The sequence below is a fragment of the Ahrensia sp. R2A130 genome (assembly GCF_000179775.1).
GTDB lineage: Bacteria > Pseudomonadota > Alphaproteobacteria > Rhizobiales > Rhizobiaceae > Pseudahrensia.
This window is the reverse complement of sequence record NZ_AEEB01000003.1, coordinates 32476-49056: the sequence shown is the minus strand read 5'-3', so window position 1 is coordinate 49056 and position 16581 is coordinate 32476. Positions and strand designations below refer to the sequence as shown.

Here is a 16581-nt window from a genome sequence, read left to right as displayed (position 1 = left end):
GATATAGTCTGTGAGACTACAGGGCGATTAGCTCAGTTGGTAGAGCGTCTCGTTTACACCGAGGATGTCGGCGGTTCGAGCCCGTCATCGCCCACCATTCGCTTTAGCGAATGGTTTGTTTCGCGCTCACGCAGATTGGCTGCGCCAATCGCTCCGCGAGGGCGGCGCATAAGCGCCGGACGGCTCTTCGCCGCCTGATACGGGCACATCTATTCCTCTGAATTCTTGGTCGCACGACGCAGAGATCGCTTTCGAGTTTTTAGCGGAACTCTATCACCCTCACGCTGTCACCCCTGGCTCGACCCGGGACCTAGGGCGGGGAGGTCGATAGAAATTAAGGGGTTCGCGCTCCAAACCGCGAACACAACGCGCCCGACACTGGGTCCCGGGTCGAGCCCGGGATGACAGCATAGTGAGACGACGGTTTAGCGCTACTCCGCAGCCTGCGCCTTCAGCCGCTCGCCGAACGCGTTCAGCGCGGTGCCACTGCCCATATCATGCTTTGCCAGCACCTTCTGAACCGCGACCATGCACTCGTCGCGGATAGCCTCCAGCTCACGAACGCTCTTGCCGTCTGCCTGCTCTGCCGTGCCGTCGACGAATCTGTCGATGATCTCTTCCGTCAGTTCAGGCGCTTTCAAATGCGTCCACGGCCATTCCAGCGCGGGGCCGAATTGTTCCATGAAGTGGCGTGCACCGCCCTTCCCGCCTGCAATCATATAAATCTGGTTCATGCCCATGATCGACCAGCGCAAGCCCGGACCATAAACGATGCTCTCATCCAACTCGCCCGTGGTGGCTATTCCATCGTTCAACGCGTGAAGGATTTCGCGCCACATGGCCTCTTGCAGGCGGTCGGAAATGTGGCCCGGCACCTCGCGCTTCACCATAAGCGCGTGCATCCCGATGGACAGATAGAATTCTTTTGCCGCCGCCTTGGCCTCGTCAGACGTTTCCTTACCGCCGACGATCTCAACCAAGGGGCAAAGATAAACCGGGTTGAACGGGTGGCCCACGAGGAATCGTTCCGGGTGTTTCAGGCCTTCCTGAATTTCGCTCGGCATGAAGCCCGATGTGCTGGTGGCGATGATCACGTCTGGCCCGGTAGCTTCAGCGATCGGTGCGAGCGCGCTGCGCTTGATGGCGAGGTCTTCCGGCACGTTTTCCTGAATCAGATCGGAGGCCTGCGCCATTTCCATGGCATCCAACGTGAAGTGCAGCTTGCCCCGTTCCGGCAGAGGCAGGCCTTCCGTCAGATCATCGAGCGGACCACGAGCGTTTTGTACCGCCTCGCGTATCCACTCTTCCATGGCGGGGTTGGTGTCGGCAGCGATGACATCGACACCGGCATGCAACGCGCGGGCGGCCCAGCCGCCACCGATGACGCCGGTGCCCAGAAGGCCGAGAGTTTTGACTGTGCGCATATCCGCGTCTCCGAAAACAGAATTGAGGGACGTTCTGTTCTGAGGCTTGGTCTGTCCAGCCACAAAGAATCGCTACCCGCAGTTTTCAACCGCGATTCGCGTGTTGGTTACGCCATTCCAAATGACGTCTTGATACGGCTTTGCAGGATGCGCCAGAGAGCTGGATCGGCATTCTCGATCTCGGCGTTCTTGGCCAGAACACGATCGCCTGAAATGTTATTTTCCAGCCAACTGTTCGGTTCTGATTCGAGATTCTGCAACACCGGGCAAACGCGATCCATCGCCTTTGCAAAAACAGCTTCCGGAGAAGAGCGGTTCTCGAATTCGTGCCAAAGGGCCAGCAGTTCTGCACCGAGCGGGTCCGGTAGCGAACCAAAAATGCGTTCAGCCGCTTTGGCCTCTTCATCTGCAATCTCAGTACGGGCTGCCTCATCATAAACGAAGGTGTCGCCCGTATCGATTTCCACGATGTCATGGATCAGCAGCATCTTCAGCACCCGCAATTCATCCAGGTCTTCGGGCATGAACAGCAGCGCAGCCATTGCTGTCTGCCATGAATGTTCGGCCGAGTTTTCAAGCCGCGCCTCACCCACCGGCCGTGTCCGGCGCAATACAGCTTTCAGCTTTTCCATCTCCAACAAAAAACCCAGTTTAGCTTCGGTGTCGCTCATCGCCATTTCCTCAAAACGCATTCTTCAAAAACAAAAAACCCCGCACCGTTTCCAGAGCGGGGTTTTGGATGTCACGACGCGCAAGTTGCGCGCCAGATCAGCGCTTAGCTGTTGATCTTGTCTTTGAGGCCTTTACCGACCTTGAAGCGAGCAACGTTGGCAGCTGCGATCTCAGTTGCTGCACCGGTCTGTGGGTTGCGGCCCATGCGTGCTTCGCGACGGGTGACAACGAAGTTGCCGAAACCGAGGAGACGAACTTCTTCGCCGGATTTCAGCGCATCGGTCACGGAGTCGATGAACGCTTCGAGAGCGGCACCGGCCTGGTCTTTGTTCATGTCGGCCTTACCGGCCATCGCGGAAATGAGTTCCTGCTTGTTCATGGGTCTTATCCTTCTAGGCGGTGCTGTCTTCAGCTTGGCCGCAAACTGTGAGGGTCACTATGTGACATTTTCCAAGGCTCGCCGCGAGAGCAAAACCCAATGAAACAAGGGTTTTGAAGCGATATTCCAACAAAAAACCCGCCGATCTGCTGCTAGAGCGGACCGGCGGGTCATAGGGTGCGACAAAACTGCCGAATAGGTCAGTGCGCGACGTGCGCCGATTCGTCCGTGGCCTTGGCAGCAAGAGCGGCTGCTTCAGCTGCCGCCTCGTCCCATTCCACCGCTTCAGGCATTGTGACCAGCGCATGAGGCAGGACTTCATCAAGATGACCAACCGGAATGATCTCCAGCGCGTCCTTCACGTTATCTGGGATGTCCGCCAAGTCCTTCTCATTGTCTTCTGGAATAAGAACCTTGGTGATGCCACCGCGCAGGGCAGCTAGCAATTTTTCCTTCAAACCACCTATTGGCAAAACACGACCACGCAGGGTGATTTCACCCGTCATGGCGATGTCTTTGCGAACTTTGATGCCCGTCAACATGGACACAATAGCCGTGGCCATCGCGGTACCGGCAGACGGTCCGTCCTTCGGGGTCGCCCCCTCCGGAACGTGGACGTGGATGTCGCGCTTTTCGAACAGTGGTGGCTCAATGCCGAAATCGATGGAACGCGACCGCACATAAGATGCGGCTGCGGAAATCGATTCCTTCATGACGTCACGCAGGTTACCGGTGACGGTCATCTTTCCTTTGCCCGGCATCATGACGCCTTCGATGGTGAGCAATTCGCCGCCGACTTCCGTCCAAGCGAGGCCCGTGACCACGCCAACCTGATCGTCTTTGTCGATCTGACCGAAACGGAAACGTTTCACGCCGAGATAGTCATCAAGATTGTCCTCGGTCACCTTCACCGTCTTGACCTTGGTTTTCAAAATCTCTGTCACGGCCTTACGTGCAATCGTTGCCAACTCGCGCTCAAGATTACGAACGCCAGCTTCACGGGTGTAAAGACGGATGACGTTGAGCAGCGCGTCGTCTGCGATTTCCAGCTCTTTGTCTTCCAAAGCGTGGTTCTTGATCGCCTTTGGAATGAGGTGACGGCGCGCAATTTCAACCTTCTCATCTTCCGTGTAACCGGCAATGCGAATGATCTCCATACGGTCCAACAGCGGGCCGGGAATGTTCAGCGAGTTCGCGGTGGTGACGAACATGACCTGCGACAGATCATAGTCGACCTCCAGATAGTGGTCGCCGAACGCGTTGTTCTGTTCCGGATCGAGCACCTCAAGCAGTGCGGACGATGGGTCGCCACGGAAATCCTGTCCCATCTTGTCGATCTCATCGAGCAGGAAGAGCGGGTTGCTCTTCTTTGCCTTCTTCATCGATTGGATGATTTTACCGGGCATGGAGCCGATGTAAGTGCGGCGGTGGCCGCGGATCTCGGATTCATCACGCACACCACCTAGCGACATGCGCACGAACTCACGGCCCGTCGCCTTCGCGATGGACTTGCCGAGTGATGTTTTACCGACGCCGGGAGGACCAACGAGGCACAGAATCGGTCCTTTGATGACCTTCGAGCGCGTCTGCACGGCGAGAAACTCGACGATGCGTTCTTTGACTTTCTCAAGACCGAAGTGGTCGGTATCGAGCACTTCTTCGGCAGCGGCCAAATCAGTTTTCACGCGGCTTTTCTTGCCCCATGGCAAGCTCAACAGCCAATCAAGATAGTTACGCACGACGGTCGCTTCCGCGCTCATCGGGCTCATCTGCTTCAGCTTTTTGAACTCGGCATCAGCCTTGTCTTTGGCTTCCTTGGAGAATTTCGTCTTTTTGATTTTCTCTTCAAGCTCGGCCATCTCGTCGCGGCCATCATCGCCGTCGCCAAGCTCCTTCTGGATCGCCTTCATCTGCTCGTTGAGATAATACTCGCGCTGGGTCTTCTCCATCTGCCGTTTCACGCGGCCGCGAATGCGCTTTTCTACCTGCAGAACAGAGATTTCGCTCTCCATCATGCCCAGCACTTTTTCCAGCCGCTCTCTTACGGAAAGCAGCGAAAGAATGTCCTGCTTGTCGGAGATTTTGACGGCCAGATGGCTCGCGATCGTGTCGGCCAGTTTCGCATAGTCCTCGATCTGCGTGACGGCTGAGACGACCTCTGGCGAGACCTTCTTGTTCAGCTTCACATAGTTCTCGAATTCGGCTGTGACCGAGCGCGACAGCGCTTCGATCTGCACTTCATCCTCATCCATGTCAGGCGCGGCGAGTGCGAAAGCCTCGTGATATTCTTCTTTGTCGGTGAAGCGGGTGACGGCTGCGCGCTCATAGCCTTCGACCAACACCTTCACGGTGCCGTCCGGCAGTTTGAGCAACTGAAGCACCGTCGCCAGCGTGCCGATATCGTACATCGATGCAGGTGATGGATCATCGTCGCCAGCGTTTTTCTGGGTGACGAGCAAAATTTGCTTGTCGTTCGCCATCACTTCTTCAAGCGCGGCAATCGACTTCTCGCGGCCCACAAATAGCGGGACGATCATGTGCGGGAAAACAACGATGTCGCGCAGCGGCAGGACCGGATAAACGGAGCCGTCTTTCGTGGTCACGCGAACCGTCACTTTCTTCTTGGATGCTGCATCTGCAGCAGCTTTCTTCGGTGCAGTTGCACCGTCGTTGGATTTCTTACTGGCCGAAACTTTCGGCACGGCGCTCTTCTTGCTGTCGTCAGCCATGGAAGGTCCTTTCTGGTCGCCCCGCGAACCGCAGCGGCGAATCTTCAACCAACACCCTACCCTGCCGATTCACCCCTTGCCTACGGTTGCGACGCCGCAGCTGAGATTAAGGTGAAAGGGCCAAGCGATGCAGGCTCTTTGTTGATGTCTATGTGGGGTTCGCCGGTGAGCGATCAAGGTGCTTCGCCGCGACACAGCGCACAAGAAGTTGTTCCAGTGCCGGACGTGAAAACGGCCCCGTTCGGGGCCGCTTTAAAACTCGGTACAAAAAGAAAATAACTACGCGCTTTCGGCGGTCGTTTCGTCTTCTTTGTCAGCGTAGATGTAGAGCGGACGGGTGCTACCGTTGCCGTTCACAACTTCTTCGGAAATCACGACTTCCTGAACACCTTCCAGGCTCGGCAATTCGAACATCGTGTCGAGCAAAATGCCTTCGATGATCGAACGCAGGCCACGGGCACCGGTCTTACGGGTGATCGCCTTCTGCGCGATGGCGCGAAGAGCATCCTCCTGGAAGGACAACGTCACTTCTTCCATCTCGAACAAGCGCTGATACTGCTTGATGAGTGCGTTTTTCGGCTCTGACAGGATCTGCACCAGTGAGTCTTCGTCGAGATCCTCCAAGGTGGCGAGGACCGGAATACGACCGACGAATTCCGGGATCAGGCCAAAGCGCAGCAAATCTTCAGGCTCCAGCGCTTTGAAGAGCTCGCCCGTCTTGCGATCTTCCGGGCTTTCCACATTGGCACCGAAACCGATGCCGGTCTGACGACCACGGTCGGAAATGATCTTGTCGAGACCGGCAAAAGCGCCGCCCGCGATGAACAGAATGTTGGTCGTGTCCACCTGCAGGAATTCCTGCTGCGGATGTTTACGACCGCCCTGCGGCGGCACGGATGCGACCGTGCCTTCCATAATTTTCAACAGTGCCTGCTGCACGCCCTCGCCCGAGACATCCCGTGTGATCGACGGATTGTCGGACTTGCGGGTGATCTTATCGACCTCATCAATATAGACGATGCCGCGCTGGGCGCGTTCGACATTGTAGTCGGCGCTTTGCAGCAGCTTGAGGATGATGTTCTCGACATCTTCGCCCACGTAACCGGCTTCGGTCAGAGTGGTGGCGTCGGCCATGGTGAAAGGCACATCGAGGATGCGGGCCAGCGTCTGCGCGAGCAGCGTCTTGCCGCAACCGGTGGGGCCGATCAGCATGATGTTGGATTTTGCCAGTTCCACGTCTTCGTTTTCAGCCGCGTGGTTCAACCGCTTGTAGTGGTTGTGCACCGCAACCGACAGCACACGCTTGGCGTGGGGCTGGCCGATGACATAGTCGTTCAGCACGTCGAGGATTTCCTGCGGCGTGGGTGTGCCATCGGTGGACTTCACCAACGAGGATTTGTTCTCCTCGCGGATGATATCCATGCACAACTCGACGCATTCATCGCAGATGAAGACTGTTGGACCGGCAATCAGCTTGCGAACTTCATGCTGGCTTTTGCCGCAGAAGGAGCAATACAGCGTGTTTTTGCTGTCGCCACCGGTCGTGTTGGAAACCTTGCTCATGGTCCACCTCGTTCGGGCCATTTAGGCCCGCTTTGTATCGACGCACGCAAACACGCACGATGTTATGCCAATCAGGCCATAAAGACCTGCAACTGGCAATCATATTCCCCCATCGCGCTTAACACTAAGGCAATGGGCTGCAACGGGTGGGGCATAAGCAGCACACCCCACGCCGGATCGTTACTTATCGCTGGAAGCTTCGCCTTCGATTTCGTCGCGCGACGCGATGACTTTATCGACAACACCGAATTCGACGGACTCTTCCGCGTTCATGAAATGATCACGGTCCAGGGTGCGCTCGATAGTCTCCAGGTCCTGCCCGGTATGCTTCACATAGATATCGTTCAGGCGCTGCTTCACTTTAATGATATCGGTATAATTGCGCTCGATATCGGAAACCTTACCCTGCATCCCGCCAGAAGGTTGGTGCAGCATAACCCGTGCCTGAGGCAGGATGAAGCGCATATCCTTTTCGCCCGCCGTCAGCAGCAGCGATCCCATCGAGCACGCTTGCCCCATGCAAAGCGTTGCAACAGGCGGCTTGATAAACTGCATGGTGTCATAGATCGCCATGCCGGCTGTCACGACACCGCCGGGCGAGTTGATGTAGAGCGAAATCTCTTTCTTCGGGTTCTCGGCTTCAAGAAACAAAAGCTGCGCGCAGACCAGCACCGACATACCGTCTTCGATAGGACCGGTGATGAAGATGATACGCTCTTTGAGAAGGCGAGAGAAAATGTCGTAGGCGCGTTCGCCACGGTTTGTCTGTTCCACCACCATCGGCACGAGGTTCATGGCGGTCTGGATCGGATCCTGCATCGGATACCTTTCTTTGAATTCGCTTCGAGAATCAGCGCAGTGCGCCGAAAAATGAGGTGCACAAGACAGACGCTGATACGATTAACGAAGTGTTAACACCCGCTCCATGACGCGGCTGCAAATGGGGAAAATCGCAAGTGTCGGCTGCGAATCCGTGTTGTTGATAAGATAGGTGACTGTCTGCGGGGATTAAAGAGGCGAAATGTCTCGAAAGAGCGCTGCAAGACGCCGATGGCAAAATTGAAAAAGGGCGACCCGTGGGCCGCCCTGAATTCATCATTCGGCGGTTGAACCGCCAAGCTAACGTAGCTTTAGAATTTGGCTTTGAAGCTGCCGGACAACGCGTAGACCATGTCGTTGTCGAACGAATAGGTCACGTTGTTGGACTGATCGACCTGAGCAGGGTTCGGGCCGGATGTGCCGCTTGTCAGAACACCGATCAAACCACCAAAGTTGAATTCCATATTTTCAAATGGCTTATACTGAAAACCGCCTGAAAGGGTCCATGTATCAGTCTGCGTACCAGACGTGGTGGACGTACCGCGATCCCAACCGATCGCTGCGAGACCGGAAAGCTCAGTTGTGATGACCTGACCAACACCTGCAGAGATTGTGTAACCGTCCTGATAGAATGGCTCAAATGCGAGGTTGGAACCTGTGTTTCCTGTAGGATCTGCAGGATTTAGACCACCGTTAATGCGAATGGACTGAAGCTGGCTCCAATCCTGCCAACGCATGTTCAAGAACGCCAGAGTGCCTTCGCGAATACCAGACTGCAGGCGAATGTCCAAAGCCTGCGGGATCTCAGTAGAAGCCGTGATCGGAACAACGCCAACTGGCGTCAGGGCCAAGTTGGGATTGAAACCTGTGTTGTTCTGCGTCCCGGTCAGATCGTAATCATATTTAGACGAATAGAGCACGGTCGCACGAAGCGCGATTGTCGGAATTTCGTATGATGCCCCAACACGAAAACCGAATGCCTCATCTGTTACATTGAACAGGCCAAGACCAGTTGCGTCAGCAACACCGCCAAATCCGCCTAGAGGAATGAAGTCACCAAAACTCTGGCGAGACTGAAAGCCCTCAATTTCCTGATACGAACCGCCAACGATGATGCGCCCAAAGGCCTTACCGACGGCGGTTTCACCAGCGGAAAATTGATAAGAACACGTCAGGCCGTAGTCGTTTGTACTAATCTTAAACGACACTGCTGAAAGGGATTGAGCATTGCCGGTACCATAGTCAGCATCAGCGCCATAAGGTTGCGAGTAGTGTCCGAGGCAATCCACGCCCTCACTAACGTTGACCTTGAAACCAAGGCTAAAATTACTGTAGTCCCCCTCGACATCGACGCTTGACGCAGAGGCAGGCGTCAGAGGCGCTAGAGCGGCGTCCACGCCAGCGGTGACCAGGGCCTGAATACCGGCTAACTGCGCGGCATTCGGTGGCGTACCACCGTTTCCAAGCGTGAACGCCGCGACTTGTTGCTGAACGCCTCCGCCTATCAGAGCGGCTCTGTTATCAACAGCTGAGTTTCCAGCGCGCTGATAGTTCTTCAACTCACGCTGCGGCATGACCCATGCAGCACGGGCGCCCATTGTCGTACCAGCATCAAACAACTGGTCGATCTGCACGCCGCCGCGGTCGAAACCACCAGCCATTGCTGTGGTGGACACGAGTGCGGCGCTTACGCCGGCGAGAATTGCGCGTTTCAGAGACATTTAAGCCCCTCCCTGAAGCGTGCCGCCTTTCTTGGCCGCACTTTGTTCTAACTTGGGTCTAAATGTGACGAATTGAACCAAAGTGGCAAGAGCATTTACGTTTGCGTCAATCAACCGTTTTTCCGAAGTGGCAAATCTGCAACGAAACGGGGCTGGAACACCCCGTTTCAACCTCAAATATCCAATTAGAGCGCGCTCAACAGGGTCAAAGCAGCCGAAAGTTTCTGTTTTCGCTCTTCGGCGTCCACCAAACGCTGGCGATTCTCCTCTACGATAGCTTCCGGCGCGTTGGCGACGAACTTCTCGTTTTTCAGCTTTCCGCCGATCTGTTTGATGTCCTTGTCGAGGCCAGCGATTTCTTTGTTCAAGCGCGCGGACTCCGCCGCCACATCCACCAGCCCCTGCAACGGCACAGCGACCGTAGCGCTGCCTGCGATGAGTTGTGCTGAACCTTTCGGCGCGGCATCAGCGTGGGAAACCGCATCGACACGGGCAAGCCTTTCGATAGCTCCTTGATGGCGGGCGATGCGAGCCTTGGTTGCCTCGTCAGCGCCGATCACCACCAGCGGCAGTTGCTGCGATGGCTTGATGTTAATTTCCGACCGCAGCGAGCGAATTTGTGTCACGAGGTCGATCAACCAGTTGATCTCACCCGCAGCTTCCGTGTCGCTCACGCCAGCCTTCGGCCAAGCGGAATGGCAGAGCAGTTCGCCCTCCCCCAGCATGCCGGTTTCAGTCGCCAGCTCTTCGGTGATGAAGGGCATGAACGGGTGCAGCAGGCGGTAGATTTCGCCAAGCACATGGGCTGCCGTCGCGCGGGCCTCGGTTTTAGCCGCCTCGTCATCGCCGTTGAAAACGGGTTTCAGGAGTTCGAGATACCAGTCGCAGAACGTGTTCCACACGAAGCGGTAGGCTGCGGCAGACGCATCGTTGAAGCGGTATTTCTCCAGCGCGTCGTCGATCTCGGTGATGGTGGCTGAAAGCTCCGTCAGCACCCAACGATTGAGCTGGTGGGTGGCGCTGGCCGGATCGAAACCCTGCACCGGCGCGACCTCGTTCATCTGCGCAAAGCGCGTGGCGTTCCACAGCTTGGTTCCGAAATTTCGGTAACCGGCGATGCGCGCAGTATCGAGTTTCACATCCCTGCCCTGCGCGGCCATAATGGCCAGCGTAAAGCGCAGCGCGTCGGTGCCGTACTCGTCCATCAGCTCCAGCGGGTCGATGACGTTGCCCTTGGACTTCGACATTTTCGCCCCCGTCTTGTCGCGCACCAGCGCATGAACATAGACGGTGTGGAAGGGTTCAACGGGCTTGCCGTCCTCGTCTTTCATAAAGTGCAGCCCCATCATCATCATCCGGGCGACCCAGAAGAAGATGATGTCGAAACCGGTGACGAGAACGTCGGTCTGATAGTGGGAGGCGAGTTCCGGCGTTTCATCTGGCCAGCCGAGAGTGGAGAACGGCCAAAGCGCGGAGGAGAACCATGTGTCTAGGACGTCGGGGTCGCGGTAAAGGTCCACATTCCAAAGCACCGTGTCGTCGTCATCATCGAGCCAGCGCCCGCAGCTAGGCATATTAGATTTGCTGCTAGGTTGCACGCTCATATCAGAGGGTGTGTCCTCAGGAACGGACACATGCACTACGCCTAATTCTGAGTAATATTCCGATGCCTTTTCTCGAGCTTCTTCGACAGTTCGCGCGCAGAATGACACGTGGTCAGAAGGGTTAGAAAACATGGAGACTTTCCGATCCCGAGGAATTGTCAGTCCATCTTCCTGATCCCGCTCCCAACAATCTGCATAATACTTTTTTATCGCCTCTTTGGAAACGCCATACCAAACCGGAATCCGGTGTCCCCACCACAGCTGCCGTGAAATGCACCAGGGCTGGATGTTGTCCATCCAGTTGAAATAGGTGTTTTCCCACGTCTTGGGCACGAAATCCGTGCGGCCTTCGCGGACGGCGGCTGTTGCCGGTTTCGCCAGCGTTTCGGCGTCGCAGAACCATTGGTCGGTGAGCATCGGCTCGATGACAACCTTGGAGCGGTCGCCGGTGGGCTGCTGCATCTTGTTCTTTTCCACCAGCGGCACGAGCGCGCGGACCTCACCGCCCTCCTCCGGTGCCAACGGCGCTTTCACCGGGCCGAGGCGCGGGTCGGTTTCCGGCACCATGATGGCGAGGCCCTCCGCCGTGATATCGGCGATGACCTTCTCACGGGCGTCATAGCGGTCGAGGCCGCGATATTCTTCCGGCACCAGATTGATGGCATCGACGAAGTTCTCATCGGGCGTCTCGCCGCTTTCAACTATGGCTGCGGCCTTGGCGGCTTCTTCCGCATAGGGCGCACCGTCGGCCCGCATGGCGGCGACAGTATCCATCAAGCGATACATCGGGATGCCACCACGCTTGGCGACCTGATAGTCGTTGAAATCGTGGGCGCCGGTGATTTTCACCGCGCCGGACCCGAAGTTCTTGTCGGGGTATTCATCGGTGATGATGGGGATCAGGCGGCGGTGCTCTTTCGGCCCGACGGGGATTTCGCACAGCTTGCCGATGATCGGCGCGTAGCGCTCGTCGCTCGGATGAACAGCGACCGCGCCGTCGCCCAACATGGTTTCCGGGCGCGTGGTGGCGATGGAGATGTAGTCGCGGGTTTCGCGCAGGGTCTCGTTGCCGTCCTCGTCCTTCTCGACGTAGTCGTAGGTCTGGCCGCCCGCGAGCGGATATTTGAAATGCCACATGTGGCCGTTGGTTTCGATGTTCTCGACCTCGAGATCGGAAATGGCGGTTTCGAAATGTGGATCCCAATTCACCAATCGCTTGCCGCGATAGATGAGACCTTCATCGTAGAGTTTGACGAAAACTTCGACCACTGCCTTCGACAGGCCTTCGTCCATGGTAAAGCGCTCGCGTGACCAATCACACGATGCGCCAAGGCGTTTCAGCTGGTTGAAGATCGTGCCGCCGGATTCTTCCTTCCACTCCCAGACCTTCTCGATAAAGGTCTCACGGCCCATCTCGCGACGGCTGGGTTGTTGGGTTTCGGCCAGCTTGCGTTCGACGACCATCTGCGTGGCGATGCCCGCGTGGTCCATGCCGGGTTGCCACAGCACGTTGTAGCCGAGCATGCGCTTCCACCGCACCAGAATATCCTGCAGCGTGTTGTTGAGCGCGTGGCCCATATGCAGCGAGCCGGTGACGTTGGGCGGCGGAATGACGATGGTGAAAGCATCCGCTCCATCATCTGCACCCGCACCCATGGCGAAGGCCTTGGCCTCGTCCCAACGGGCCGCGATGCGAGGCTCGACACCGGCGGCATCATAGGTTTTTTCAAGCATGGGTTTCACCTGTCATGGATGAATAGGGGACGGATTGGTGCGCGAAGACATCCATATCGGGGCGATATGGGCTTGCACCTAGTGTGTCTTGGTCTCGCCGGTTTTCAAAGCGGAGGCCCTGCCCCAAGTCAACACGGACTTGCGCTGGAGGGCGTCAGTTGGCGCAAACGGCAGCGATAACGCCTTTGTCGGGCGAAATAACCTGATCGCCGGATCAGTCGCGGCGACGGCGCGTCGCTACGCCTTCGATTTCTTCGCGTACCAGCTTTTCTACCACGCCGGGCAGATTTTCGGTCAGCCATTTGCGGATGGTGGGGCGCATCATATCGGTGAGAAGTGTTTCGATTTCGGCTTTGCGCTCGTCCATCAACTGGCTGGCCATTTGGCGGGCGATGCCATCGGTATCAGCAGCGCCAACGGCAGGCGCTGGTGCTGCAGCGGGTGCTTGTTCGGACAGCGACGGACCAAGGCTGGCGCGGATTGCTGCGGCTGCTGCGGTTACATCGACCGCTTTGCCCACATCGACGTTAGAAGCTTCAGTTGCGGTGCCGGTAGAAAGACCTTGCTGACGCAACTGGTTGCGCACGCGGTAAGCAGCCAAACGTTCATCCGGCGTCATGCCAGCGGTGGTCTGAGCGACTTCATCGCGCAATCGCGCGGCGCGCTGATCCATCGGCGTGGAGAATGGTGCGGCATCTGCAAAAGCAGTGGCCGCCTCAACCGGTGCTACGGTGGGCTCTTCTGCTTCAGTCGCAGAGACTTCCATTTCAGGAGCTTCCGGTACGGTCACTTGCGGAGACAATTCCGCTTCCATGGCGGCCTGAAGATCAGCAATCACGTCTGTATCAACGGCATCCGTATTCGCTTCCAATTCAGCATTGCTGTTGGAGACGTCTGTCGGGTGGCTGTACAAATCACGCGGGTGGATTTCGGCGTCTTCCGGCTCGTCATCGGCGATGATCTGCTTGATCGACGCCAGAATCTCGTCCATCGACGGCTCGGCATCGGTAGATGCAGCTTCATCTTTGAGCACTGTGTTGGAGCTTTTCATTCCCGGCTATCCCGTACCGTTGCCCGCGCGGATGGTGCGCAAGAGCCTGATTCGTTAGCAAAGAGTATATGCAAAGCTGCCCCGCAACCGAAAGTGCAGCGCTTACTGTTCCACCGATGGTTGGGTTAGCCGTTTGAAAGCGGCTGGTGGATCGCCTTAGCGGTTCGAAGGCGTGCGCAGCCCGTACCACTTATCTTTCACAGCTTCGTAGTGCTCTTTCGGCTCGTAATGACGAACCGCAAGGCGCAGCTTGGCGCTGTTGAGATTGCCCACAGAGGCCACCAGCGCATAACCGGCCACGACCTGCGTGCGGCGGGCGGTGAGCAGCTGGATCTGGCTGTCGAGCAACGTGCTTTGTGCGTTCAACACATCAAGCTGTGTGAGCTGTCCGACATTACGCTCTTCAATTGCACCGGAAAGCGCCAGTCTTGCGGCGCGTACGGCGGTGTTGTTGGCCGAAACATTAGAGCGGGCCGCTTCAATGGCTGCCCAAGCGGAAAGAATAGCAGCGCGAACCTGATCGCGTGCCTGATTGACCTGAATGCGGGACTGCGCCAGCAATTCCTTGGCCTCTCGCACATTCGCGCTTGCAGCACCGCCCTGATAGATCGGCACAGACAGGTTCACCGTTGCTGAAGACTGCTGGCTTCGGCTGCCATCGCCGCCACTGTTGAACCGGCTCTGCGCATTGCCACGCAAGCTGACCGTTGGCAGAAATGTGCCTTGTTGAACCTTCACGTTAAACAGGGCCGCATCGACGCCATATTGCGCCTGACGAACTGCCGGATGCTGGCCGATGCCTTGCTCCAACGCCGCGGTAAGGTTGCGTGGATAAAGCCGTGTCGGGCCCTTTGGAAAACGCAAATTGCTTGGCTGACGACCGATGACTTGAAAATAGGTTGCGCGGGCTGCGGCTAGATCTGCCTCGGCGGAAGAGATGAGAGCGCGGGCGCCGGCTTCACGAGCCTGGCTTTGTGCCACGTCAGTGCGGGTACCCTCACCCACTTCAAGTCGAGCGTTTGACGATCGCACCTGTTCGGCGAGGAAAAGTCGGTTCTGGCGGCGGATAGACAGTAATTCCTGCGAGACAAGAACATCGACATATGCACTGGCAGCGTTTTGTAACACGGTCTGCTCAGTGTTGCGAAGCTGCTCGCGCGATGCGCCAACCTGAGCTTTAGCTGCGGCGACGTTGTTCAGTGTTTGGAATCCGTCAAACAGCGGCTGCACGATGGTGATGCCATATCCGTAAGGGTTGAAGTCGTTGCTGCCACCACGATTCGAGCTGCTGCTGATTGCACCAAAATCCGCGTCACCTGTTATCTGTGGGCGGTAACCGGATTTAGCGCGCGCCACACCTTCATCAACGGCGCGTGTGGAAGCGCGCTGGGCGTTCAGCTGTGAATTGGAACGGTAAGCGGAGGCCAGCGCGTTGGTAATAGATTCGGCCTGCACCTGAGGTGCGACGAACATGGGAGCGCAAAGGAACGCGAGAAGGGTTGCAGTCCGCCTCGTCTTTACTCGCTTAAAACCCATGAAATTCCCTAAACTAGCCAATATTCCGCATTTCCAAGGCTGTTGCCCAACACACCGATCAAACACAAATGGCAACCGATTAGAGGTCAGTTGCAAGATGTTGCACAAGCTTGCGCAAAACGGTGAAAATTGAGCGCACTTCGCCCGTCGATTCCCTTAGTGGTTAACGAAACGCTAACGCGGTTGCTATCAGAAAACGAAGCCGGGCTTCGCTTCAAAGCCCGGTAGTGGCTTTACTGCACTATTAAAAGCGCGGCGGCCCGACAGCGTATCGCCGTTACGGGTGTACAAACGAGCGACGCCCGCATTGCCCGTGCCTTCGACAACGACCAGACGACCGCCCTCTTTAAGCTGGCCGGTCAGAACGTCGGGAAGTTCGGATACGGCCCCACCGATATAGATGACATCATAGGGACCTTCTTTTGGAAGGCCCTTTTCGAGCGGTCCGTGTACGACCACGGCATTGTCGAAACCGCCCTCGATCAGGCTTTCACCGGCTCGCTGCGCCAAATGTTCATCGGATTCGACAGCAACCACAGAATTGCACAAGCGGCTGAGGATCGCGGTGGAGTAGCCGGTAGCGCAACCAATATCGAGAACGATGCTGTCCGGCTTGATTTCCGCCAGTTGCACCAGCTTTGCCATGGAAGTGACTTCCATCAGATAGCGGTCATCACCATCGGAGGAGACAGGAATGTCTTCGTCGATATAGGCCAGTGGCTTTTGGGCTGCAGAAACGAACGCCTCACGGGGCACATCCATGAAAGCCTGCAGAATCGTGCGATCCGTCACGTCATTAGGACGGATCTGGCAATCCACCATCGTCATGCGCGCTTTTTCGAAATCGATCACGGTCGGCTCCCCACAGGCACCAAGGCACCGCCGTCGCGGCTAAATGCTGCCGATGGCATTGGCCATAAGCAAAAAATTGTCTGGAGGCCTCGCCCGGAATCGAACCGGGGTGCAAGGATTTGCAGTCCTCTGCGTAACCACTCCGCCACGAGGCCTCATGCCCGATGTATTCGTCTCGGGCGGGTGTTCATTGGGGCTGCAAGCGCGCGGCGTCAAGCCTTTTGGCGCGGTTTAGAAGACGGTTTAGGAAACGCTTTGGGGAACGCCTTGCTTAGGCGTGGTGAAGAGGCCCCAAATCTGGCCCAGCGCCGCCCCATCTTCACTGTCCAACGACGGCGAAAGCGGCGGATTGCCGGAAAGTCCTGCGACAGTATGAGCAGGCCCAACGGAATCATCCAGAAGCCAAGGATTGGCAAGAAGCCCAATATACCGCCGATAACGAGGGCTGTGCCTGCAAGCACACGCCCGAGCCGTGTTGAAGGCATCCCGGATTTTAA

General features: G+C 56.9%; 11 protein-coding genes and 2 tRNA genes. 1 reads left to right on the top strand and 12 read right to left on the bottom strand.

Annotated features, from left to right (window positions below):
• Nucleotides 1-21: 21 nt before the first annotated feature.
• Nucleotides 22-97 (top strand) — tRNA-Val (locus R2A130_RS00985).
• A 334-nt stretch (nucleotides 98-431) separates the two neighbouring features.
• Here the strand turns inward: R2A130_RS00985 and R2A130_RS00980 are convergent.
• The 12 genes from R2A130_RS00980 to R2A130_RS00925 all read right to left on the bottom strand — a co-directional run bounded on the left by R2A130_RS00980 (nucleotide 432) and on the right by R2A130_RS00925 (nucleotide 16239).
• Complete coding sequence (locus R2A130_RS00980; protein ID WP_009462947.1) at nucleotides 432-1424, bottom strand: 3-hydroxyacyl-CoA dehydrogenase NAD-binding domain-containing protein; 993 nt, start codon at nucleotides 1422-1424, stop codon at nucleotides 432-434.
• 107 nt (nucleotides 1425-1531) lie between these two features.
• Nucleotides 1532-2095 (bottom strand): HD family hydrolase, encoded by a 564-nt coding sequence (locus R2A130_RS00975; protein WP_211098021.1) that lies wholly within the window; start codon nucleotides 2093-2095, stop codon nucleotides 1532-1534.
• Nucleotides 2096-2199: 104 nt separating this feature from the next.
• Complete coding sequence (locus R2A130_RS00970; RefSeq protein WP_009462945.1) at nucleotides 2200-2475, bottom strand: HU family DNA-binding protein; 276 nt, start codon at nucleotides 2473-2475, stop codon at nucleotides 2200-2202.
• Nucleotides 2476-2675: 200 nt separating this feature from the next.
• Complete coding sequence (lon, locus tag R2A130_RS00965; protein ID WP_009462943.1) at nucleotides 2676-5204, bottom strand: endopeptidase La; 2529 nt, start codon at nucleotides 5202-5204, stop codon at nucleotides 2676-2678.
• 279 nt (nucleotides 5205-5483) lie between these two features.
• Complete coding sequence (gene clpX / locus R2A130_RS00960; protein ID WP_009462942.1) at nucleotides 5484-6767, bottom strand: ATP-dependent Clp protease ATP-binding subunit ClpX; 1284 nt, start codon at nucleotides 6765-6767, stop codon at nucleotides 5484-5486.
• 180 nt (nucleotides 6768-6947) lie between these two features.
• Complete coding sequence (locus R2A130_RS00955; RefSeq protein ID WP_009462941.1) at nucleotides 6948-7586, bottom strand: ATP-dependent Clp protease proteolytic subunit; 639 nt, start codon at nucleotides 7584-7586, stop codon at nucleotides 6948-6950.
• Nucleotides 7587-7897: 311 nt separating this feature from the next.
• Nucleotides 7898-9307, bottom strand: coding sequence for a membrane protein involved in aromatic hydrocarbon degradation (locus R2A130_RS00950; RefSeq protein ID WP_009462940.1), 1410 nt, complete (start codon nucleotides 9305-9307; stop codon nucleotides 7898-7900).
• A 185-nt stretch (nucleotides 9308-9492) separates the two neighbouring features.
• Entirely contained in the window at nucleotides 9493-12645 is a 3153-nt protein-coding gene (locus R2A130_RS00945; protein WP_009462938.1) for a valine--tRNA ligase, read from the bottom strand.
• A gap of 214 nt (nucleotides 12646-12859) precedes the next feature.
• Complete coding sequence (locus tag R2A130_RS00940; protein WP_009462937.1) at nucleotides 12860-13696, bottom strand: DUF2497 domain-containing protein; 837 nt, start codon at nucleotides 13694-13696, stop codon at nucleotides 12860-12862.
• A gap of 156 nt (nucleotides 13697-13852) precedes the next feature.
• Nucleotides 13853-15169 (bottom strand): TolC family outer membrane protein, encoded by a 1317-nt coding sequence (locus R2A130_RS00935; protein ID WP_040304468.1) that lies wholly within the window; start codon nucleotides 15167-15169, stop codon nucleotides 13853-13855.
• 252 nt (nucleotides 15170-15421) lie between these two features.
• Nucleotides 15422-16060, bottom strand: coding sequence for a protein-L-isoaspartate O-methyltransferase (locus R2A130_RS00930; RefSeq protein WP_040304681.1), 639 nt, complete (start codon nucleotides 16058-16060; stop codon nucleotides 15422-15424).
• Between the two features lie 105 nt (nucleotides 16061-16165).
• Nucleotides 16166-16239 (bottom strand) — tRNA-Cys (locus tag R2A130_RS00925).
• Nucleotides 16240-16581: the final 342 nt, after the last annotated feature.